Genomic DNA, 19,975 nt, shown 5'->3' with positions numbered 1-19,975 from the left:
CGTCCCGCCGCCCGGTTCGCGGCGCGACCACCGATCCATCTGGAGGCACTCATGCTCAAGGCCATCGCCGACTTCTTCGCCCAGTTCGACTACACCGTCGGCTCGTCCGCCGCCATCAACGCCGCGATCTCGGGCTCGTCCGCATTCATCGACCAGCAGTTCGGTTTCGACAGTTCGCTGGGGAACCTCGCCGTGAGCAGCATCGGCCGCGTCGGCGAGCCCCCCGCCTGACACGGCTCACCCTGACACGGCTCACCCGGGTCGGAGTCGGACCGCCCTGGTCCGACTCCGACCCGGCGGCTCAGGCCGTGGGGCCGGTCATATCCTGCCCGGGTTGTGCCACGTCCCGTGTACCACCTTTTCCCTTGTACTTCGGCCGCAGGAGGTTGGACGGCGACAAGATGTCATCGAGCTCCGCCGCCGACAGCAGCCCCATCTCCAGCACCACCTCCCGGACCCCGCGGCCCGACCGGGCGCACTCACGGCCGACCCGGTCACCGTTGTGGTGGCCGATGATCGGGTTGAGGTAGGTGACGATCCCGATCGAGTTCATCACGTTCTGGCGGGCCACCTCGACGTTGGCGGTGATCCCCTCCACGCACTTCTCGGTCAGCGTCTCGATGGCGTTGGTCAGCAGGGAGATCGACTCGAACATCGCCTGGGCGATCACCGGCTCCATGACGTTGAGCTGGAGCTGACCTGCCTCGGCGGCCATGGTCACGGTGACGTCGTTGCCGATCACCTTGAAGCACACCTGGTTGACGACCTCGGGGATCACCGGGTTGACCTTGGCGGGCATGATCGACGACCCGGCCTGCAGCTCCGGCAGGTTGATCTCGTTGAAGCCGGCGCGCGGCCCCGAGGACAGCAGCCGCAGGTCGTTGCAGATCTTGGAGACCTTCACCGCGGTCCGCTTGAGGGCGGCGTGGACGTTGACGTAGTCGCCGGTGTCGCTGGTGGCCTCGATGAGGTTCATCGCGCCGGTGACCGGCAGTCCGGTGACGGCCCGCAGATGTTTGATGACGGCGCGACGATAGTCGGGCGGGGTGTTGACTCCGGTGCCGATCGCGGTCGCACCGAGGTTGACGTCGAGCAGCATCCGGGCCGCGGCGCCGAGGACGTGGAGTTCCTCGTCGAGCGTCACGGCGAAGCCGCCGAACTCTTGGCCCATCGACATGGGGACCGCGTCCTGCAGCTGCGTGCGCCCCATCTTGAGGACCTCGCGGAATTCCTCGGACTTGTCGTAGCAGGCCTCCCGCAGGGCGACGATCGCCGGTTCGAGCCGTTCCAGCGCGTGCCACAGGGCGATGCGGAATCCGGTCGGGTAGGCGTCGTTGGTGGACTGTGAACGGTTGACGTCGTCGTTGGGGCTGACGATGTCGTAGGAGCCCCTGGGGTGGCCGAGGCGCTCGAGGGCGAGGTTGGCCACGACCTCGTTGGTGTTCATGTTCACCGAGGTGCCGGCGCCGCCCTGGAACTGGCAGGAGGGGAACTGGTCCATGCAGCGCCCGTCGACCAGGATCTCGTCGCAGGCCCCGACGATCGCCTTCGCCACCGTCTCGTCGAGGACACCCATCTCGAGGTTCGCGAGCGCGGCGGCCTTCTTCACCATGACCATGCCGCGCACGAAGTCGGGGATGTCGCTGATGGTGGTGGCGGTGATCGGGAAGTTCTCGACGGCCCGGACCGTGTGGATGCCGTAATAGGCCTCCGCCGGGACCTCCTTGGTACCGAGCAGGTCATGTTCCACACGGGTCTGGCTCATTCGTCCTCCGCCTCTCGGGTCGCCTGCGGCCCACCCTAACCGCGCCGCACCCGACCTCGCGGCGATCCACCGGCGGGAAGGCCGCCGCTCTGCCTAGTGTGGTGGCATGTCGCGCACGACGACCTCCCGTCGCTCCCGAGCGTTCAACTCTGCTCGGGACATCCTGCGGCAGCTGTACCCGTCGGACGGGGTGCTGGGGAGCATCGTCGACCGGCGCGAGATGCCGCTGCCGCGCGGGACGTGGACGATCTTCGGGGTGGCGTTCGTGGGGTTCGCGACCCCGGTGATCGGATTCGTCGAGCTGGCCGAGCGCATCCGCGGCGATGCGGGCCTGCCCTTCGACCGGCCCGTCATGCTGTGGCTGCAGAGTCGCCATTCGCCGCGCAACACGCGCATCGTCCGGGCCGTCACCGAACTCGGCGGAGTCACTGCGGTGCCGTTGTTCGCCCTGGCCACCTCGGCGTATCTGGTCTCCGTCCGGGGCAGTCGCCGGCCCGCCGCACTGTTGACGGTGTCCCTGGTGGGGTCGACGATCATCAATTCGGTGCTCAAGGCCCTGTACCGGCGGGGTCGGCCCACGTTCTTCACCCACATCGTGGAGGAGAAGAGCTACTCGTTCCCCAGCGGTCACGCCATGGCGAGCGCGGCGTTGGCCGGGTGCGCCTGCGTCCTGGCCTGGCCCACGGCGTGGCGTTACCCGGTGATCGTCGGGTCCGCGGGGTACGTCCCGGCCATCGGCGTCACCCGCATGTACCTGGGTGTGCACTTCCCGAGCGACATCCTGGCCGGCTGGTGCGTGAGCCTGGCGTGGGTGGGCGAGGTGGCGACCATCATGTGGTTGATGGACCGCCTCGACGACTCGCCGACGCCGATGATCACCCGCCGGAGGTCGGCCCGCGAGGCCGTGGCGCCCGGGGTGTCGGGATGACGACGACGAGGCGCGCCCGGATCGAGCTGGGCCACGGCGACATCACCCGGATGACCGTCGACGCGGTGGTCAACGCGGCCAACAGTTCCCTACTCGGGGGCGGCGGTGTGGACGGGGCGATCCACCGCGCGGGCGGGCCGACGATCCTGGCCGAGTGCCGGGAGCTGAGGGCGGGCCGCCTGCGAGACGGGCTGCCGACGGGACAGGCCGTCGCGACCGGTGCCGGAGATCTCCCCGCCCGCTGGGTCATCCACACCGTGGGCCCGGTCTACGAACGCACCGGCGGCGCGGAAGCAACGGGCGGCACGGGCGGCACCGGCGGCGGAGCGTTGCTGGCCGGCTGCTATCGCAATTCCCTCGCCGTGGCCGATGAGCTCGGCGCCCGCACGGTGGCCTTCCCGCTCATCTCCGCCGGGGCCTACGGCTGGCCGCGCGAGGACGCGATCCGCACCGCGCTCGGGACTCTCGCCGGCATCGACACCGAGGTGGAGTCCGCCACGCTGCTGCTGTTCGACGCAGCCACCCTGAGCTTGGCCGAGCAGTGCCTCGCCGAGATCCGGCCCCGCTGACCCGCCCCGCGCCCGGCCCGCCTCGCACTCCGGTCCGCCCCGCCCCGCGCCACCCCGCACCGCACCGCACGCACCACCCCACCCCGCACCGCACTCCGATCCGCCCCGGCCAGATCCGCTACTCTCCCTCCGGATCCGCTAGTCCAATCCGACCAGCGGATCCGTATTCGGGATAGCGGATTTTCGGGGGGTGGCGGAGAGCGTGGTGGTCGAGAGCGGTGCGTCGGCCCGGGGTTCGGTCGCGCCGGATGGGCGGACGCGTGGCGTGCTCCCGGCGACGGTTCTGACGGAGGTCTGCGCCCCGTGGGTGGTGCTCACCGTCGGGTCGGTGCACCTCGGCCGGGCGGTGGGGTCGACCGGGTGGGGGCTCGCGACCGCCGCCGGCCTGGGCATCGTTCCGCAGGCCGCGATCACCTGGCGGGTCCGACGCAAGGCGCTGTCCGACCACCACGTCACCCGGCGGGAGGACCGCCCCCTGGTGATCGTCGGCATCGCCGGGTCGGTGGCGACCCTGCTCGCGGCCCAACGGTGGGGCGACGCCCCGGACGAGTTGCAGCGGATGACGCGGGCCGCACTGGTGGCGCTGGGCGTGGCCGGGGCCGCGACGCTCCGGATCAAGGTCTCGTTCCACACCGCCGTGCTCGCCGGGGTCGCCACGGTCCTCGCCCGCGAACTCTCACCCCGCTACTGGCGACTGCTGGCCCTCGTACCGACGGTGGCGTGGGCGCGCGTGCGGATCAGCCACCACACCCCGACCGAGACCGCGCTCGGGGCGATGATCGGCGTGACCTGCGGCTCCCTGGGCGGCGGCCGGACACCGGTGGTCGGGTAGCCGCCGCCCCGGGGGCGGAGTCGAGTCAGATGCGGTCGACCAGCAACTTGGCGAACGCGGCCGGATCGGACAACGTGCCGCCCTCCGCGAGGACGGCCGCACCCGACAGCAGCCGGGCGGTATCGGCCAGGCCCGGCGCCGACGGATCCGATGCGTACTGCTCGCGCAGCCGCTCGACCAGAGGGTGCGTGGGGTTGAGCTCGAGGATCCGCTTGCTCGTGGGCAACTCCATGCCCGAAGCGCGATACATGGCCTCGAGCTGCGGAGTCATGTCGAACTCGTCGCCCACCATGCACGCGGCCGACTCGGTGAGCCGGTGCGACAGGCGGACCTGCTTGACCTCGTCCGACAGCTCCTCGCCCAGCCAGGCGAGCAGGTCGGCGAACTCGGCCGCGTCGGGCTCGTCCTCGCGATCCTCGCTCTCCGAGCCGATGCCGGACAGGTCCACGTCACCCTTGGCCACCGACCGCAGGCGCTTGCCGTCGACCTCGCCGACCGCGTCGACCCACACCTCGTCGACCGGGTCGGTGAGGATGAGGACCTCGACACCACGGGCACGGAACGCCTCCAGGTGCGGGGAGTTCTCCACCGCCGCGCGGGACGTCCCGGTGAGGTAGTAGATCTCCTCCTGCCCGTCGGCCATCCGGGAGACGTACTCGGCGATGGTGGTGCCCACCTCGTCGTCGTCACGCTCGTCGTCGCGCGGGGTCTCGTCCGATCCGGACGCGGCGTCCCCGGCGCCCGCCTGGGCGGGACGCGTGGAGGCGAACGTGCTCACGGCCAGCAACTGCTCGCGGGCGTCGACGTCCGCGATCAGGCCCTCCTTGAGGACGGCACCGAAGTTGGCCCAGAAGCTGCGGAACTCCTCCGGCCGGTCGGTCTTGATCTGTTCGATCGTCTGCAGCACCCGCTTGACCAGGCGCTTGCGGATCGCCCGGATCTGGCGGTCCTGCTGGAGGATCTCGCGGGAGACGTTGAGCGACAGGTCCTGGGCGTCGACGATGCCCTTGACGAAGCGCAGGAACGGCGGGACCAGCTCCTCACAGTCGTCCATGATGAAGACACGACGGACGTAGAGCTGCACCCCACGTTTGGTGTCCGGGGAGAACAGGTCGAACGGCACCTGCGTGGGAAGGAACAGCAGCGCCTGGTACTCGAACGTGCCCTCCGCCTTGAGGGTGATCGTCTCCAGCGGCTCGTCCCACGCGTGCGAGACGTGACGGTAGAACTCGGCGTACTCCTCGTCGGTGACCTCCGAGCGGGGCCGCGTCCACAGGGCCTTCTGGGAGTTGAGCGTCTCCGTCTCGGTGACCGTGCCGGGAGCCTCGGGCGCGGCGTCCTCGGCGGCGGCATCGTCTGCGGCATCGTCTGCGCCGGCCCCGTCCGCGCCGGCCTCATCCGTCGACTCCGGCTCCGGCGCCGGGCGCTCGACGTCCATGCGGATCGGCCAGGCGATGAAGTCCGAGTAGGTGCGCACCACCCGGCGCAGCGTGTGCTCCTCGGTGTAGTCCGGGAGCGCCGCGTCCCCACCGGCCGGCTTGAGCTGCAGGATCACCGAGGTGCCCTGGGGAGCGTCCGGGGCGTCCTCGATCGTGTACGTGTCCTCGCCGCTCGACGTCCAGCGCGTCCCCGCACTCTCGCCTGCCTTGCGGGTGACCAGCGTGACCGTGTCCGCGACCATGAACGTCGAGTAGAAACCGATGCCGAACTGGCCGATGAGGTCCGCGGTGGCCTGCTCCGAGACCTCACCGGACTCCTGCGCCGCGCGCGCCGCGGAGAGTGCCTCCCGCATCTGCCCGGTGCCCGACCTGGCGAGCGTGCCGATGAGGTCCACCACCTCGTCGCGGGACATGCCGATGCCGTTGTCGCGGATCGTCAGCGTCCGGGCGGCGGCATCCGGGATCAGCTCGATGTGCAGATCCGAGGTGTCCGCGCCGAGCGAGGAATCCTGCAGCGCGGCCAACCGGAGCTTGTCCAGCGCGTCCGAGGAGTTGGAGATGACCTCGCGCAGGAAGGTGTCCGGATTCGAATAGATCGAGTGGATCATCAGATCCAACAGCTGCCGGGTCTCGGCCTGGAACTCCCGGGTCTCTGCTGCACCGGAGGTCTGCGGGCTCATGGCGGGTATCGGTCCTTTCTCGTCACGGCTGAAGGGCTGGCGCGATCTGTTCACACCGTCCCAGTCAACCTAGTGTGAAGCCCAGACATTCCTGGAGGTGAGGTGCCCGTGACCCCGACCCCGCTGAGCCCGGAGGACCTCGCGGTCCTCGACCGGGCCACCACCCTGTTCGGCCGCGCGCTCGCCGGCGGACTCGACGGTGACTGCGAGGCCTGCCCGGGATGGACCCGCCGCGACTGCGCCAACCACGTCTTGGGCGGTGGACTGCGCTACGCCGCCTACTTCCCACGGCTGCCGGAGTCGGAGATCGAGTGGACCCGCACCGCCGACCACGCCGGTGAGAAGCCGATCCCCGCACTGCACCGCACGTCCGCGGGTCTGCGCAGGGAACTCGCGCGGGCCCGGGACGCGGACGCGATCGTCCAGCACCGGCTCGCCGAGATCCCGGTCCGCGACCTCCTCGCCCTGCGCGTCTTCGAACTCCTGGTCCACGCCCACGATCTCGACCCGCGGACGTGGGACTCGACGGAGGCGGAGGACCTCGCCGCCTGGACCCTCGACCACGCGCGGAGCGTGGTGGAGTTGATGCGGTCGTTCGACGTGCTCGCCGAGGCGAGCCCCGTGACGCTCGGCGCGGATTCGCGCGCCCGACTGCTCGCACTGTCCGGACGGCGCCCCTCCCCGGCCGGACCGGTCGGCGACGGCGACGGCGACAGCGACAGCGACAGCGACAGCGACAGCGACCAGATTTAACGTGTCCGGCGCCGCAGACGGGTCTAGCGTTGCGTATACCGGGTAGCACCGGCACGCGGTCGCCCACGACGAGAGGCTCCGACATGGCCATGACCTGCGTCCCCTACATCTCCTTCCCCGCCAATGCGGCGGAGGCGTTCCCCTACTACCAGGAACTCTTCGGCGGGAAGCTCGAGGTGATGACCTACGACCAGTTCCCCTCCACCGAGGACTTCCCGTTCGACCCACCGCACGGTTCGGTCGCCCACGCGACCCTCGAGGCCCCCGGGATCAGCCTGACCGGCGGTGACGCCATGGGCGAGAGCCTCCCGCAGCCGCGCAGCGACGTCTACTCGTTCCTGCTGGGATTCGACACCGAGGACGAGGCCCGTGCGTTCCTGGACAAGGTCACCGGCAGCGGGGGCGAGATGGCGATGCCGTTCGAGGTCGCCCCGTGGGGTGACCGGTACGGGCAAGTCCACGATCGGTTCGGCATCCGCTGGGACGTCGTCGTGCCGGGTACCGGCGACTGATTACGCACTGACCCGGCCAAGCCACCCTTATCCAGCGCCCGTGCTTGTTACCGTTCTGGCATGGAAATCTCTGGAGCAAGTGCCATCGTCACGGGCGGTGCGTCGGGAATCGGCGCCGCCGTCGTCCGTCAGCTCGCCGCCAAGGGCGCCAAGGTCGTCGTCGCCGATCTCAATGCCGAGAAGGGTGAGGCCCTGGCGAACGAGGTCGGGGGCGTGTTCGTCTCCGTCGACGTCACCAAGACCGACCAGAACGAGAAGGCCGTCGCCGCCGCTCTCGAGCTCGGTCCGCTGCGCTACCTCGTCAACTCGGCCGGCATCGGCTGGGCGCAGCGCACCATCGGCCGCGACGGCGAGTACTCGTCGGCCTTCGACATCGACTCGTTCCGCAAGGTCATCGACATCAACCTCATCGGCTCGTTCGACATGCTGCGGCTGGCCGCCACCAAGATGAGCACGCAGGAGGCCGACGAGGACGGCCAGAAGGGCGCCATCGTCAACATGGCCTCCGTCGCCGCGTTCGACGGCCAGATCGGCCAGGCCGCCTACTCCGCCTCGAAGGGTGGCATCGTCGGCCTGACCCTGCCCGTCGCGCGCGACCTATCGGCCGCCGGCATCCGCCTCAACACCGTGGCACCCGGCCTCATCGACACCCCGATCTACGGCGAGGGCCCGGACTCGGAGGCGTTCAAGGCCAACCTCGGCTCGAATGTCCTGTTCCCGAAGCGTCTCGGCTCGGGCGATGAGCTGGCGTCCATGGTCATGGAGCTGCTCACCAACCCGTACATGAACGCGGAGACCATCCGCGTCGACGGTGGCATCCGGATGCCACCGAAGTAGCACGCCCCCAGAATCGACCACACCCCCGGGCATCGAAAAGGACGTTCCGCGCACTCCCCTCTCGGGCGATGTGCGCGGAACGTCCTTTTCGTCGGTGTGGGGCCTCGTCGGTGTGGGGCCTCGTCGGTGTGGGGCCTCGACGGTGCGGGTGCGGATCAGGCCTTCGCGCGGCGCTTCTTCATCCGGCCCTCGAGGTACACGGCGAACTTGGTGAGCGTGTAGTTGACGAGGATGAACAGGATGCCCGCCACGATGTAGGCGGGGACGGTGTTCGCGTACGCCGAACCCAGGGTCTTGGACCAGTTGAGCAGCTCCAGGTAGGTGATGCCGTAGCCCAGTGCGGAGTCCTTGAGGACGACGACGAGTTGGCCGACGAGGGCCGGGAGCATCGCCGTGAGTGCCTGGGGGAGCTGGATTGAGCGCAGCACCTGCCCCGGGGTGAGGCCCACGGCCAGTCCCGCCTCGGACTGCCCCGCGGGCAGCCCGTGGACACCCGAGCGGACGAGCTCGGCGATGACCGCGCCGTTGTAGAGGGTGAGCGCGGTGACGACGGCGGCGAGCGGCGCGTGCTGGTTGGGCACGATGTTGGAGGTGGCGAAGTACCCGAAGTAGGCGAAGACCATCATCAGCAGCACGGGCACCGAGCGGAAGAACTCGACGATCACGCTGCAGAACCAGCGCAACGGTGCGAACGGCGAGAGCCGCCCCATGCCGAAGAGCAGCCCGAAGACCACGGCGAGCACGATGGAGATCGCCGCCGCCGTGAACGTCCCCTTGAGGCCCGGGATGAGGTAGGACGTCCACACCTCGGGGTCGGTGACGAACGGCTCCCACATGAAGGCCTTGAGCTGGCCGGCCTTCTCGAACTGGAGATAGATGACGTAGGCGATGGCGACCACGAGGACCACGCCGACAGCGGTGAGGATCCTGTGCCGCAGCCGGGCCTTGGGGCCGGGTACGTCGAAAAGTACCGCCTGTGTGCTCATCGCTTCACCGACAGCTTCCGGGAGAGGGAGGTGGTCCACAGTCCGATCGGGAGGGTGAGGACCACGAAGACCATGGCGAAGAAGAAGAACGTCAGCAGGCTCGCGCCCTCGTTCTCCGTGATGACCTGGAGCAGGCCGGCGGAGTCCCCGACACCGATGACCGCCGCGACGGTGGAGTTCTTGATCAGCGCGATGACCACCGACCCCAGCGGGGCGATGGACCCGCGGAACGCCTGCGGGAGGATGACCTCTCGCATGGACTGGCCGAAGGCCAGACCGATCGAGCGGGCGGCCTCCGCCTGCCCCACCGGGACGGTGTTCACGCCGGAGCGCAGGGCCTCGCAGACATACGCGGCGTGGTAGACGGCCAACATGATCGCGGCCCACCAGAAGGCGTTGCGGGCGAAGTCGTCCGAGACCGACAGCTGGAGGATGAAGGACAACCCCAGGATGCTGAAGACCATCAGCAACGTCAGCGGGAGGTTCCGGAACGTGTTGACGTACGAGGTACCGAGGCCGCGCAGGACAGCCACCGGGGACACGCGCAGGACGGCGATGATCGTCCCCAGGACCATGGCCCCGATGGTGCCCAGGACCGAGAGCTGGATCGTCACCCAGACCGCCCCGAGGACGTCGTAGTCGGCGAAGATGTCGCCCATGGTCCACCTTCCGTGGTGAGGTGCCCGCCCTCCTCCCCGCGCCGGTGGGTCGGCGCGGGGAGGGAGGCGGTGGTCTGCCGGATCGGGTGCCGATCCGGCCGGGTCGGATCAGATCAGGCGCAGGCCTCCGGCTCGGGCGGATTGCCCTCGCCCGGGGTGAAGCCGGCGGCGCCGAGGTTCTCCTCGACGGCGGTGTCCCAGGTGCCGTCGGAGATCATCTCGCGGATGGCCTCGTTGATCTGCTCGCACATCTCCGTGTCACCCTTGGCGATACCGACGCCGTACCGCTCCTCGGAGAACGGCTCCCCGACCACCTCGAGCTGGCCCTGGTACTGGTCCTGGGCGGCGTACCCCGCGAGAATCGTGTCATCCGTGGTCAGGGCGTCGACCGCGCCGGACACCAGTGCCGAGACACACTCCGAGTACGTGCCGAACTCCTGCAGGTTCACGCCCGGCACCTGCTCCTTGACCGTCTGGGCCGAGGTCGACCCGGTGACCGAGCACAGACGCTTGCCGTCGAGGGAATCGGGACCGGTGATCGAGTCGTCGTCGGAGCGGACCAGCAGGTCCTGACCGGCGATGAAGTACGGGCCGGCGAAGCCGACCTTCTCCTTGCGGGAGTCGGTGATGGAGTAGGTGGCCACGATCATGTCGACCTGACCGGTCTCCAGCAGCGTCTCGCGCTGGGCGCTGGGGGCCTGCACCCACTCGATCTCGTCCTCGGGGGTCCCGAGCTTGTCGGCGATGTAGCGCGCCACGTCGACGTCGAGGCCGGTGTAGTCGTTGCCCTCCTTCAGCCCGAGTCCCGGCTGGTCGAACTTGATGCCGACCTTGAGCTGGTCCTCGCCGCCGCCATCGTCGCTACCGCACGCGCTCACGCCGAGTGCCAGGGCGACGGCCGCCGTGGCCGCTCCGATCCGTCGGATGTTCATGGGTTCTCCTCGTGGGATGGGTGGATGGGTCTCGTTCGGGTCCGCGGACGGGCCCGACTAGTTGGTGAGGATCTTGGACAGGAAGTCCTTGGCCCGGGAGCTCTGCGGATTGGTGAAGAACTCCTCCGGGGTGGCCTGTTCGACCAACTCTCCGTCCGCCATGAAGATCACGCGGTCGGCCGCCTTGCGGGCGAAGCCCATCTCGTGGGTCACCACGACCATGGTCATACCGGTCTTGGCCAGCCCCGTCATCACGTCGAGGACCTCGTTGATCATCTCCGGGTCCAGGGCGGACGTCGGCTCGTCGAAGAGCATGACCTTGGGGTCCATCGCCAGCGACCGGGCGATCGCCACGCGTTGTTGCTGACCGCCGGACAGCTGCGCCGGGTACTTGGACGACTGCTCGTGGACACCGACCCGTTCGAGCAGTTCCATCGCGCGCTTCTCGGCCTCCGACTTGGACTGTTTGCGGACCTTGATGGGACCCAGCGTCACGTTCTCGAGGATCGTCTTGTGCGCGAACAGGTTGAACGACTGGAACACCATCCCGACGTCGGCCCGCAGTCTCGCCAGCGCCTTGCCCTCCTCGGGCAGCGGCTTGCCGTCGATGGTGATGGAGCCGCTCTCGAAGGTCTCGAGCCGGTTGATCGTGCGGCACAACGTCGACTTCCCGGACCCCGACGGGCCGATCACCACGACGACCTCCCCCTGCTCGATGGACAGGTTGATGTCCTTGAGCGCGTGGAAGTCACCGAAGTGCTTATTGACGCCTGAGATCTCGACGAGAGCCATGGTGGGATCATAAGCGTCCGATGAACGCTTGCCGGTCAACTCGGCAGTAGTTGTCCGCAGTTCGGGTTTCCCGGAACGGTCGACATGACGCTGACCGCTACGTACCGTTCTTACATGGCGATATCTGATGTAAGGGAATACGCCCATCTCTCCGCCGAGGACGTCGATGCCATCGGTGAGGAGCTGGACGCGATCCGCCAGGAGGTCGTCGACTCCCTCGGGGACGACGACCGCCGCTACGTGCAGAACACCATCCGCCTGCAGCGCGGACTGGTGACCGGCGGCCGGGTCGTCCTCCTCTTCTCCGGGTACCGACCCGCGTGGCTGGTGGGCACCGGACTACTGGCGGCCGGGAAGATCATCGAGAACATGGAGCTCGGGCACAACGTGATGCACGGGCAGTGGGACTGGATGAACGACCCGGTCATCCACTCCAGCTCCTGGGAGTGGGACATCGTCGGCACGTCCGAGCACTGGAAGGCCACCCACAACTACCACCACCACAAGTACACCAATATCGTCGGCATGGACGACGACGTCGGGTACGGCGTGGTGCGGGTGACCCGCGACCAACCGTGGCACCCGGCGAACTCGCTCAACCTGGTGTGGAACACGATCCTCGCCCTCGCCTTCCAGTGGGGCGTCGGCGTCCAGCACCTGGAGATCGCGCCGGCGACGATCAACTCCTCCGGGCGGGCCGAGCGCAAGAAGCGGATCGGCCAGTTCCTCCGCAAGGCCCGGCGCCAGGTGGGCAAGGACTACGTGTGGTTCCCGCTGCTGTCGGGGCCCAACTGGAAGTCCACCATGAGCGCCAACATGACCGCGAACATCATCCGCAACCTGTGGTCCAACGCCGTGATCTTCTGTGGCCACTTCCCGGACGGCGCCGACAAGTTCACGCTCGACGATCTCGAGTCCGAGACGCAGGCGCAGTGGTACCTGCGCCAGATGCTCGGCTCCGCGAACTTCACCGGCAGCAAGCTCACGCACTTCATGTCCGGCAACCTGTCGTTCCAGATCGAGCACCACCTCTTCCCGACGCTCCCGTCGAACCGGTACGCGGAGCTCTCGGAGAAGGTCCAGGACGTCTGCCGGCGGTGGGACCTGCCGTACACCACCGGGCCGCTGTACAAGCAGTACTGGCAGTCCTGGCGCACCATCGCCAAGCTCTCGCTCCCGAACCGGTTCCTCAAGGCCACGCCGGACGACGCGCCGGAGACCCGCTCGGAGAAGATGTTCGCCGGCGAGCCGACGACCTACGACGACGCCGTGGGTCCGCGCTCCGGCCTGGTCACCGCGCTCAAGCACCACACCGACCCCGACCAGCTCCGCCGTCTGACCCGGACGGTCTGAGCGTGGCAGGCCCGGGACCCGGCGACCGGACCCCGAGCGTCGACGGGACCCATCGCCGACCCGACTGCGCGACCGACGCCGAGATCGAGGCGGCCGGGACCGTCGGCGAGGCGATGGAGTACATCGAGCGCGCCCGCGGGCACCTGTACGACCTGCACCAGCTGATCGGCCGGGCGGACATCCTATTCCAGGAGGCCGCCGACCAGCTGGCGCAGGCCGGACGGTCCGAGCTCGCCGCACGCATCCGCGACGAGATGGTGGGGGTCAACGTCCTCCACGGCCGCTGGACGTTCCAGATCGTCGAGGAGTTCGACGACGGGTTCTGGAGCACGGCCCGCGCCCTGGACAGTGCGGTGCGCGACGAGCTCACCGGAGGACGACGGCATGTCCACGAGGCGGAGATGAAGGAGGCCAACCGGACCGGCGGCCGCGCGGGGCACGAGGCGACCCCGCAGGATCACAACGAGGACCCGGACCGCCGGCCCGCCACCTGAACCGCCAGCCGAGGCCCCGCCCGCCGCGAGATCAGCCCGTTCGGTGGCGGCCGGAGATCCTGTGTCTCTCGGCCTCGGTCAGCCCTCCCCACACTCCGTAGAGTTCACCGGAACTGAGGGCGAACTGCCGACAGGTATCGAAGACCGGGCACGTGGCGCAGACCGACTTGGCCTGTTCCTCCTTCTTGCGCCGCTCCCCCTTCGACTCCTCCTCCAGGCTGTAGAACAGGTCTTCGTGCCCGATGCACGCGGCGTTGTCACGCCAGGACCAGAAGTCCGAGGTGGGTTCGAGGTTCCTGTATCTCGGCATTCATCCTCCGTCCCTGCGCCTCGCGAAGTGCCCTGCCTCGAGCCCTGAAAGTTCGTCGTTCGCAGTCGATGACGCAATACTGTCAGGGCTCCGGGGACCTCGGGCCGCACTTTCGGGGTCGTGAGATCGAGTATCGCCCCCGGGGACGGCATGTGTGCAGCAGTTATCAGCCTTCGTGATGACATCGTGAGAAAACCCCTAGGCGTGGTCCGGGTGGCGTGGATCACCCGAAAAGGGGCCTACTTCGTCGTCGTCGCCGTCGCACGGATGACCTCCGCGGCGCGGTGTGCCGCCCCGTCCACCCCCCACCACGATCTGATCCCGGCGGCCTCGCCGTCGAGGGCGCGGTCCACCTGCGCGCGCACCTCGCGCGCGACCGCCGTCGGACCGTCGCCGTAGCGCAGGACCGACGCGCCGGGGATCGAGGCCAATGCCTCGGCGGTGGCGTCGTGTTCGCCGTACTCGTGCTTACCGGGGACGACGACCAGCGGCACATCGGCGCAGGCCGCGTCGGCGACGGACGCCTGTCCCGCGCCGGTGACCACGACGTCCGCGGAGCTCAGCGCCGGCCAGGGATCCTTGTGCCACTCGCCGTCGGGCCCGCCCAACTCCAGCCAGTCCGTCACGCCCAGCTCCGCCGCGGTGGTCCGTACGGCGCGCCAGAAGCGGTGGTCACCGCCGGTACCGGAGGCGTTGAGGTGGACGACACGGGGACGACGACGAGCCCGCGGCTCGCGTCCGCGTCGCTCGAACCGGGAGACGCCGCCGATCTCGCTCACCCGTTTCTCCGCCCGCGCCACGGCCTCCCGGTGCACGCCCGGCGGCCAGGCGGCGATGAGCCTCTCGGCCGCCCGGCACCGCAGCAGATGCGGTTCGTCGTCGCGCACGCCCGGGGGAAGGGTGCTCACCATGGGTGTACCGGTCATGCGGGCGGCCAGCGACATCGCCGGGGAGCCGTCGACCCACAGCGCGCGGGGGCGTTCACGGTCCATCCACGCCACGGCGGCACGACGGGCGGCGAGGGTGATCTCGTCCCGCGCCGGCGGTCCGGCCGCGTGCGCGGCGGCGGGCCCGGTCCGTGCGTCCGGCTCTGTCGGCAGGTGGACCACGCGGGTCCCGGGGGGACGCTGGGTGTCGTCGAAGGGGCCGGTGACGAGCATCGTGACCTCGTCGCCCCGGTCGCGGAGCGCGGCGACGACCGGCAGCACCCGGTGCAGGTGCCCCCGTCCACGGTTGTGGACGTACACGCCGATCATCGCCCGGTCGTCCCTAGGCCGACCCCCGGGCGGCGCCGACGATGGCCTCGCAGAAGGCCGGGAGGTCGTCGGGCCGGCGGCTCGTGAAGACCCCGTCGTCGCTGACGAGTTCGGAGTCGACCCACTCCGCGCCGGCGTTGACCAGGTCGGTCCGCAGGCTCGGGAAGGAGGTGACCTTCCGGCCGCGCACCACGTCCGCCTCGATGAGGACCCACGGCGCATGGCAGATGGCGAACACGGGCTTGCCGGCCTCGACCATCTCGCGCACGAGGGTCACCGCGTGCTGGTCCCCGCGCAGGGCGTCCGGGTTCGCGACGCCGCCGGGCAGGACGAGCACGTCCACGTCGGCCGCGGAGATGTCCGCACTCGTGCGGTCCACGGGCCGGGTGCCGGCCGGGCTGAGGTGATCGACCAGCCCGACCTCGCCGTCCTCCGTGCTGACGAGGACCGGCCGGAAGCCGGCGTCGGAGACGGCGTCCCACGGTTCGGTGAGCTCGACGCGCTCGATCCCCTCGGAGGCCACGAGGAAGGCGACGGTACGGGTGTCAGTGAGTGCATCCTGTGTCTCGGTCATGATCCCGATCGTGAGGTCCTGCCCGCCGCGCCGCAACCGGTCCGGCGACGGTAGACCCGGGTGCTCCGGTCCGGCACGATACCCCCATGGGCAGACGAGATCGGATGGACCGCAGAGGGCGTCGCGACAATAGGCGCGGTGGGTGCGGGTGCGGGTGCTCGCTGGTCCTGCTGCTCCTGCTTCTGGCGGGTCTGGTGGTGGCCGCGGAGTTCGGCGCGCGCTGGTACCTGTCGGACCGGGCCGAGCGCGAGGCGTCGGCGGAGCTCGGGGCGCCGGTGTCCGTGGAGTTCGGGACCAGCCCCGTGTTGTGGGACCTGGCCACGCAGCAGGCCGTGGGCACGGTCCGCCTGACCTCCCCCGGTGACGCCACCGTGCCGCGGATCGACGTGACCGGCTACTCGGTCTCGCAGGTCGACGGCGGTATCCGCGCCGAGTCCGCGGACGGCACCGCCACACTCAGCGCCAACCAGCTCGCGGCGGCCGCCGCGGAGGGCAACCCAGCGGAGGGCTCGCCGATCGCGGGCATGACGGAGGTGCGCTCGGTGCGCCCCGACGCACCGGCCGGCCTGCTGCGCGCCGACATCGGCGGCATCGCGGAGATCGGGGTGCAGCCCGGGGTGAACGACGGGCAGCTCACGCTCACGCCGCAGCAGACCTCGCTGCTGGGGTTCCCGCTGCCGGACGGGCTGTTCTCCGGCATCACCGGCACCGTCGACACGACCATGGCCTCACTGCCCGAGGGAGTGGTGATCGAGGACGCGCGCGTGGTCGACGACGGCCTCGAGGTGATGCTCGGCGGGCGTGACGTGGTGCTGCGCTAGGGGTGGTCAGTCGGGCGCCGGCGCGCACAGTCTCGTGGGCTCGGTGCGACCGCGCACGACCTCGGATCCGACCTCCTGCCAGCGGCCACGCTCGGACTCCGCGGCGGCGTCGGCCGCCACGCCGGAGGCCAGCACCAGGCCGGGCTGCTCCTTCGCCAGCTCGCACAGCCGCGAGGCCTCGTTCACGGCGTCGCCGATGACGGTGTACTCGAAGCGGTCATCCGAGCCCACGTACCCGGCCACGACGTCCCCGTAGGACGCCCCGATGCCCGCGCGGCAGTCCGGCACCCGCGCGGGCAGGCGCTCGGCCAGCACCCGCGCGCAGGCCAGGGTCGCGGTCGCCGGGTCCGCCATCGACCGGGGCGCACCGAACACGACGAGCGCGGCATCGCCGAGGAAGCTGTCGACGATGCCGTCGTATTCCTCCACGGTCTCCACCACCACGGAGAAGAACCGGTTGAGCACGTCCACCACCTCGCCGGCCTCGGACCGCACGGCCATCTCGGTGGAGCCGATGAGGTCGACGAACACCACGCCCACGCGCGAGTCGCGCCCGCCCAGCTCGGGATCGTCGAGCTCCGCGGCCTCGGCAACCTCGCGCCCGACGTGTCGACCGAACAGGTCGCGCAGCCGTTCGCGCTCCTGCAGCCCCGAGGCCATCTCGTTGAACCCGCGCTGCAGCTCACCGAGCTCCGTGGCGTCGTAGACCACCACGCGCCGCGAGAGCGTGCCGTCGCTGATGTCCTGCATCGCCCACCGGACGCTGCGCAGCGGGGCGATCATCGACCCCGTCGCGAGGGAGATGAGGAGGAACCCGGCCAGGAGGGACGTGGCACCCAGGACGATGACGACGACGGCGAGGCGTTCCAGCGACAGGGCACGGCCCGCGAGTGTGTAGATCGCGACGATGATCAGGCCCGTGACGGGCACCCCGCTACCCAGGGCCCACGCCACCCGGAGCCGCGTCATGGCGCCGAGGAACCGGGCCCGCGGGGCGCGGCCCGTGGACAGTGCGACCGCCGCCACGGGCCGCAGGCCGAAGTCGGCGAGCAGGAACGCGGCGCCGCACACGACCATGCCGGCGAAGGAGATGGTGAACCCGACCACCGGGATCGACGTGGGGTCGACCAGGCCGTACGCGGGGGTGACGACAGCGACGCCGAGCAGCCACAGGAAGGCCTGGATGAGGGTGATGCGGGCGGGCAGACGCAGGGTCCGGGCGCGGTCACGGTCGGTGGGCTCGCGGCCGTCGAGGAACCACCGGACGCGGCGGTAGACCGCACCGGTGACCCAGATCGTGCCCACGATGACCGCCATCGTCACGTAGACGGGCACCACGATCACCGAGGGGACGAGGAACTCCCGCGACAGCACCGCCGGGCCCGGCAGCACGAAGAAGACCAGCACCACGGCCACCGCGACGCCCACCAGGTTGGAGGCGAGCAGGGTCAGGACCAGCAGGATCCGGACGCGCAGCGCGCGAAGGCGGGCGGACTCCTCCTCCCGGCCGAGAAGCACCGACCCCAGTTCCGGTCGACGCAGCAGGGACAGGTCTATTCGCACGCCTCGTATCGTGCCACCACGGGGAGGCGATAGTGATGCCCTCGTCACACCCGGGCCGCGGGGCTGGGGTGTGGGGCCCGCTACGCGTAGGGTGGTCCTCGGACGGCCCGCACCACTCTTGCCTCGGGCCGTGCGGTTGTCGACCTCCCCGTGGTCGCGCACCGGGCGCATCGCTCACCGAAGTGGATGCGACTCCCCGCGAGCGCGCCGGGCAAGACGCCATTCTCTATGTACGGAGCCTTCTCCCTTGTCACGTTCTTTCGCCGATCTCGGCGTTCCTTCCCCCCTGCTCGACGTTCTCGGCAGCGCGGGGATCACCACCCCCACCCCCATCCAGTCGGCCACGCTGCCGGACGCACTGACCGGCCGTGACGTGCTGGGCCGGGGCCGCACCGGCTCCGGCAAGACCTACGCGTTCTGCATCCCGCTGGTCGCCCGCCTCGCCGCGTCCGGCGGCCGCCGCGCCCGCAACTCCCCGCGTGGGCTGATCCTGGCGCCGACCCGTGAGCTCGCCCGGCAGATCAACGAGACCCTCGAGCCGCTGGCGACCTCCATGGGCCTGAAGACCACCGTCATCTTCGGCGGCGTCTCCCAGGGCCGTCAGGTCGAGGCGCTCAATCGTGGCGTCGACATCGTCGTGGCCTGCCCGGGTCGACTCGAGGATCTCATGGGACAGAAGCACTGCCGCATGGACTCGATCGAGATCAGCGTGCTGGACGAGGCCGACCACATGGCCGACCTGGGCTTCCTGCCCGGCGTCACCCGCATCCTCGCGGCGACCCCGTCCGGTGCGCAGCGACTGCTGTTCTCCGCGACCCTGGACTCCGGCGTCCAGAAGCTGGTCACCAAGTTCCTCACCGATCCCGTGGACCACTCGGTCGACGACGGCACCGCCACCTCCGGCCCGACCGCCCACCACGTGGTGCGCGTCGACGCCGACGACCGCGTCCGCGCGCTGGCCGACCTGGCCGTGGCGCACCCGCGGACCGTGATGTTCACCCGCACCAAGCACGGTGCCAAACGTCTCGCGAAGCAGCTCACCGGCCGCGGCGTCGTGAGCGTGGACCTGCACGGCAACCTGTCGCAGAACGCCCGCGTGCGTAACCTCGACGCGTTCTCCTCCGGTGCCGCGACCGTGCTCGTGGCCACCGACATCGCCGCCCGCGGCATCCACGTCGACGACGTCGGGCTGGTCGTCCACGCCGATCCGCCGGCCGAGCACAAGGCCTACGTCCACCGTTCGGGCCGCACCGCCCGCGCGGGCGCCATCGGCACCGTCGTGACCGTCGCCACCTCCGACCAGGTGCGCGAGGTGCGGTCGCTGCTGCGCGCGGCCGGGGTCACCGCCGGCGAGATCGAGCTGCCCATCGGCGCCGATGCCGCCGTCGCGTTGGCCGACGCCCCGGAGCCGCCCGCGCACGTGCCGTCCGACGACGGCGCCGAGGGCCAGTCCGTTCGCGGGCAGGCCCGTCGCAGCCGCGGCCAGGGCCGTCAGAACCAGAACCAGCAGCGTCAGGGCCGCGGTGGCGGTCAGGGCCGTGACGGCGAGCAGAGCCGCAGCGGCGGGCAGAGCCGTGACGGCGCCGGCCGCGGTGGTTCGGAGCGCGGTGGTTCGGAGCGCGGTGGCCGCGACCAGCAGGGCTCCGGCACCGGCGGCGCTCGTCGTCGTCGTCCCCAGACCGCCGACGCCCACGGTGCGCCCCGCCAGGGCTCCGCACGTCAGGGCTCCGCACGTCAGGGCTCCGGCACCCGGGGCTCGGGCGGCCAGCGCTCGGCCGGCCAGGGTTCCGCGACCCAGGGCTCCGGCGCCCGCCAGTCGGTGGGCCAGGCGGCCGGGCGGCCCCGCAGCGACCAGCGTCGCCGCTCCACCCGCACCGCCGGCTGACCTGAGGGGAGCCGCCCTCCCCTCCCCTCCCCTCC

21 protein-coding genes are annotated in these 19,975 nt (G+C 70.2%); 11 read left to right on the top strand and 10 right to left on the bottom strand.

Annotation, left to right across the window (positions count from 1 at the left end):
- The first annotated feature begins 51 nt into the window (after positions 1-51).
- Complete coding sequence (locus G6R20_RS08820; protein ID WP_067718902.1) at positions 52-231, top strand: hypothetical protein; 180 nt, start codon at positions 52-54, stop codon at positions 229-231.
- 70 nt (positions 232-301) lie between these two features.
- Here G6R20_RS08820 and aspA read toward each other — a convergent pair whose 3' ends face one another.
- On the bottom strand, positions 302-1,765 hold the full coding sequence (aspA, locus tag G6R20_RS08815; protein WP_163376163.1) for an aspartate ammonia-lyase: 1,464 nt from the start codon (positions 1,763-1,765) through the stop codon (positions 302-304).
- A gap of 106 nt (positions 1,766-1,871) precedes the next feature.
- Between aspA and G6R20_RS08810 the strand changes: the two genes are divergently transcribed.
- The 3 genes from G6R20_RS08810 (at position 1,872) to G6R20_RS08800 (ending at position 4,094) form a co-directional block, all read left to right on the top strand.
- Positions 1,872-2,693 carry a phosphatase PAP2 family protein gene (locus tag G6R20_RS08810; protein ID WP_067718896.1) on the top strand — a complete coding sequence of 274 codons (822 nt, stop codon included), beginning with the start codon at positions 1,872-1,874 and terminating at the stop codon, positions 2,691-2,693.
- Positions 2,690-3,262, top strand: coding sequence for an O-acetyl-ADP-ribose deacetylase (locus G6R20_RS08805; RefSeq protein ID WP_163376162.1), 573 nt, complete (start codon positions 2,690-2,692; stop codon positions 3,260-3,262). Before G6R20_RS08810 ends, G6R20_RS08805 begins: the two co-directional genes overlap by 4 nt.
- Positions 3,263-3,527: 265 nt before the next feature.
- Positions 3,528-4,094 (top strand): hypothetical protein, encoded by a 567-nt coding sequence (locus tag G6R20_RS08800; protein ID WP_163376161.1) that lies wholly within the window; start codon positions 3,528-3,530, stop codon positions 4,092-4,094.
- Between the two features lie 25 nt (positions 4,095-4,119).
- On the opposite strand, the gene htpG is transcribed toward G6R20_RS08800, so the two are convergent.
- On the bottom strand, positions 4,120-6,213 hold the full coding sequence (gene htpG, locus G6R20_RS08795) for a molecular chaperone HtpG (RefSeq protein WP_163376160.1): 2,094 nt from the start codon (positions 6,211-6,213) through the stop codon (positions 4,120-4,122).
- Positions 6,214-6,321: 108 nt separating this feature from the next.
- Between htpG and G6R20_RS08790 the strand changes: the two genes are divergently transcribed.
- The 3 genes from G6R20_RS08790 (at position 6,322) to G6R20_RS08780 (ending at position 8,315) form a co-directional block, all read left to right on the top strand.
- Positions 6,322-6,966, top strand: coding sequence for a maleylpyruvate isomerase N-terminal domain-containing protein (locus G6R20_RS08790; RefSeq protein ID WP_163376159.1), 645 nt, complete (start codon positions 6,322-6,324; stop codon positions 6,964-6,966).
- Between the two features lie 83 nt (positions 6,967-7,049).
- Positions 7,050-7,478 carry a VOC family protein gene (locus G6R20_RS08785; protein ID WP_163376158.1) on the top strand — a complete coding sequence of 143 codons (429 nt, stop codon included), beginning with the start codon at positions 7,050-7,052 and terminating at the stop codon, positions 7,476-7,478.
- A gap of 60 nt (positions 7,479-7,538) precedes the next feature.
- Positions 7,539-8,315, top strand: coding sequence for an SDR family NAD(P)-dependent oxidoreductase (locus tag G6R20_RS08780; RefSeq protein ID WP_067718885.1), 777 nt, complete (start codon positions 7,539-7,541; stop codon positions 8,313-8,315).
- A gap of 155 nt (positions 8,316-8,470) precedes the next feature.
- Here the strand turns inward: G6R20_RS08780 and G6R20_RS08775 are convergent, their stop codons facing one another.
- The 4 genes from G6R20_RS08775 to G6R20_RS08760 all read right to left on the bottom strand — a co-directional run bounded on the left by G6R20_RS08775 (position 8,471) and on the right by G6R20_RS08760 (position 11,684).
- Positions 8,471-9,301 (bottom strand): amino acid ABC transporter permease, encoded by an 831-nt coding sequence (locus G6R20_RS08775; protein ID WP_163376157.1) that lies wholly within the window; start codon positions 9,299-9,301, stop codon positions 8,471-8,473.
- Positions 9,298-9,960, bottom strand: coding sequence for an amino acid ABC transporter permease (locus G6R20_RS08770; RefSeq protein WP_067718880.1), 663 nt, complete (start codon positions 9,958-9,960; stop codon positions 9,298-9,300). The genes G6R20_RS08775 and G6R20_RS08770 overlap by 4 nt, the downstream gene beginning before the upstream one ends.
- A gap of 113 nt (positions 9,961-10,073) precedes the next feature.
- Positions 10,074-10,892: a glutamate ABC transporter substrate-binding protein gene (locus G6R20_RS08765; protein WP_163376156.1), complete on the bottom strand. Its 819-nt coding sequence runs from the start codon at positions 10,890-10,892 to the stop codon at positions 10,074-10,076.
- 57 nt (positions 10,893-10,949) lie between these two features.
- The gene (locus G6R20_RS08760; RefSeq protein WP_069389523.1) at positions 10,950-11,684 is read right to left on the bottom strand and encodes an amino acid ABC transporter ATP-binding protein; all 735 of its coding nucleotides are present in this window, start codon (positions 11,682-11,684) and stop codon (positions 10,950-10,952) included.
- Positions 11,685-11,798: 114 nt separating this feature from the next.
- Between G6R20_RS08760 and G6R20_RS08755 the strand changes: the two genes are divergently transcribed.
- Together G6R20_RS08755 and G6R20_RS08750 are read left to right on the top strand one after the other, a co-directional pair.
- Entirely contained in the window at positions 11,799-13,037 is a 1,239-nt protein-coding gene (locus G6R20_RS08755) for a fatty acid desaturase (protein ID WP_067718873.1), read from the top strand.
- 2 nt (positions 13,038-13,039) lie between these two features.
- Positions 13,040-13,531 (top strand): hypothetical protein, encoded by a 492-nt coding sequence (locus tag G6R20_RS08750; protein WP_205475789.1) that lies wholly within the window; start codon positions 13,040-13,042, stop codon positions 13,529-13,531.
- Between the two features lie 31 nt (positions 13,532-13,562).
- Here the strand turns inward: G6R20_RS08750 and G6R20_RS08745 are convergent, their stop codons facing one another.
- The 3 genes from G6R20_RS08745 to G6R20_RS08735 all read right to left on the bottom strand — a co-directional run bounded on the left by G6R20_RS08745 (position 13,563) and on the right by G6R20_RS08735 (position 15,671).
- A complete protein-coding gene (locus G6R20_RS08745; protein ID WP_163376155.1) occupies positions 13,563-13,841 on the bottom strand; it encodes a WhiB family transcriptional regulator in 279 nt (92 codons plus the stop codon).
- Positions 13,842-14,080: 239 nt separating this feature from the next.
- The gene (locus G6R20_RS08740; protein WP_163376154.1) at positions 14,081-15,097 is read right to left on the bottom strand and encodes a glycosyltransferase; all 1,017 of its coding nucleotides are present in this window, start codon (positions 15,095-15,097) and stop codon (positions 14,081-14,083) included.
- A 13-nt stretch (positions 15,098-15,110) separates the two neighbouring features.
- Positions 15,111-15,671, bottom strand: a complete 561-nt coding sequence (locus G6R20_RS08735) for a type 1 glutamine amidotransferase domain-containing protein (RefSeq protein WP_163376153.1) — start codon at positions 15,669-15,671, stop codon at positions 15,111-15,113.
- Between the two features lie 86 nt (positions 15,672-15,757).
- Between G6R20_RS08735 and G6R20_RS08730 the strand changes: the two genes are divergently transcribed.
- The gene (locus G6R20_RS08730) at positions 15,758-16,492 is read left to right on the top strand and encodes an LmeA family phospholipid-binding protein (RefSeq protein WP_163376152.1); all 735 of its coding nucleotides are present in this window, start codon (positions 15,758-15,760) and stop codon (positions 16,490-16,492) included.
- A 6-nt stretch (positions 16,493-16,498) separates the two neighbouring features.
- On the opposite strand, the gene G6R20_RS08725 is transcribed toward G6R20_RS08730, so the two are convergent.
- Positions 16,499-18,055, bottom strand: coding sequence for an adenylate/guanylate cyclase domain-containing protein (locus tag G6R20_RS08725; protein WP_240341355.1), 1,557 nt, complete (start codon positions 18,053-18,055; stop codon positions 16,499-16,501).
- Between the two features lie 247 nt (positions 18,056-18,302).
- Between G6R20_RS08725 and G6R20_RS08720 the strand changes: the two genes are divergently transcribed.
- The gene (locus G6R20_RS08720) at positions 18,303-19,940 is read left to right on the top strand and encodes a DEAD/DEAH box helicase (RefSeq protein WP_163376151.1); all 1,638 of its coding nucleotides are present in this window, start codon (positions 18,303-18,305) and stop codon (positions 19,938-19,940) included.
- The last annotated feature ends 35 nt before the right edge of the window (positions 19,941-19,975 follow it).

This window comes from Dietzia sp. Alg238-R159, from assembly GCF_900537145.1.
Lineage (GTDB): Bacteria > Actinomycetota > Actinomycetes > Mycobacteriales > Mycobacteriaceae > Dietzia > Dietzia kunjamensis.
The sequence above is the reverse complement of the archived record's forward strand: the minus strand, read 5'-3'. Positions and strand labels throughout refer to the sequence as shown.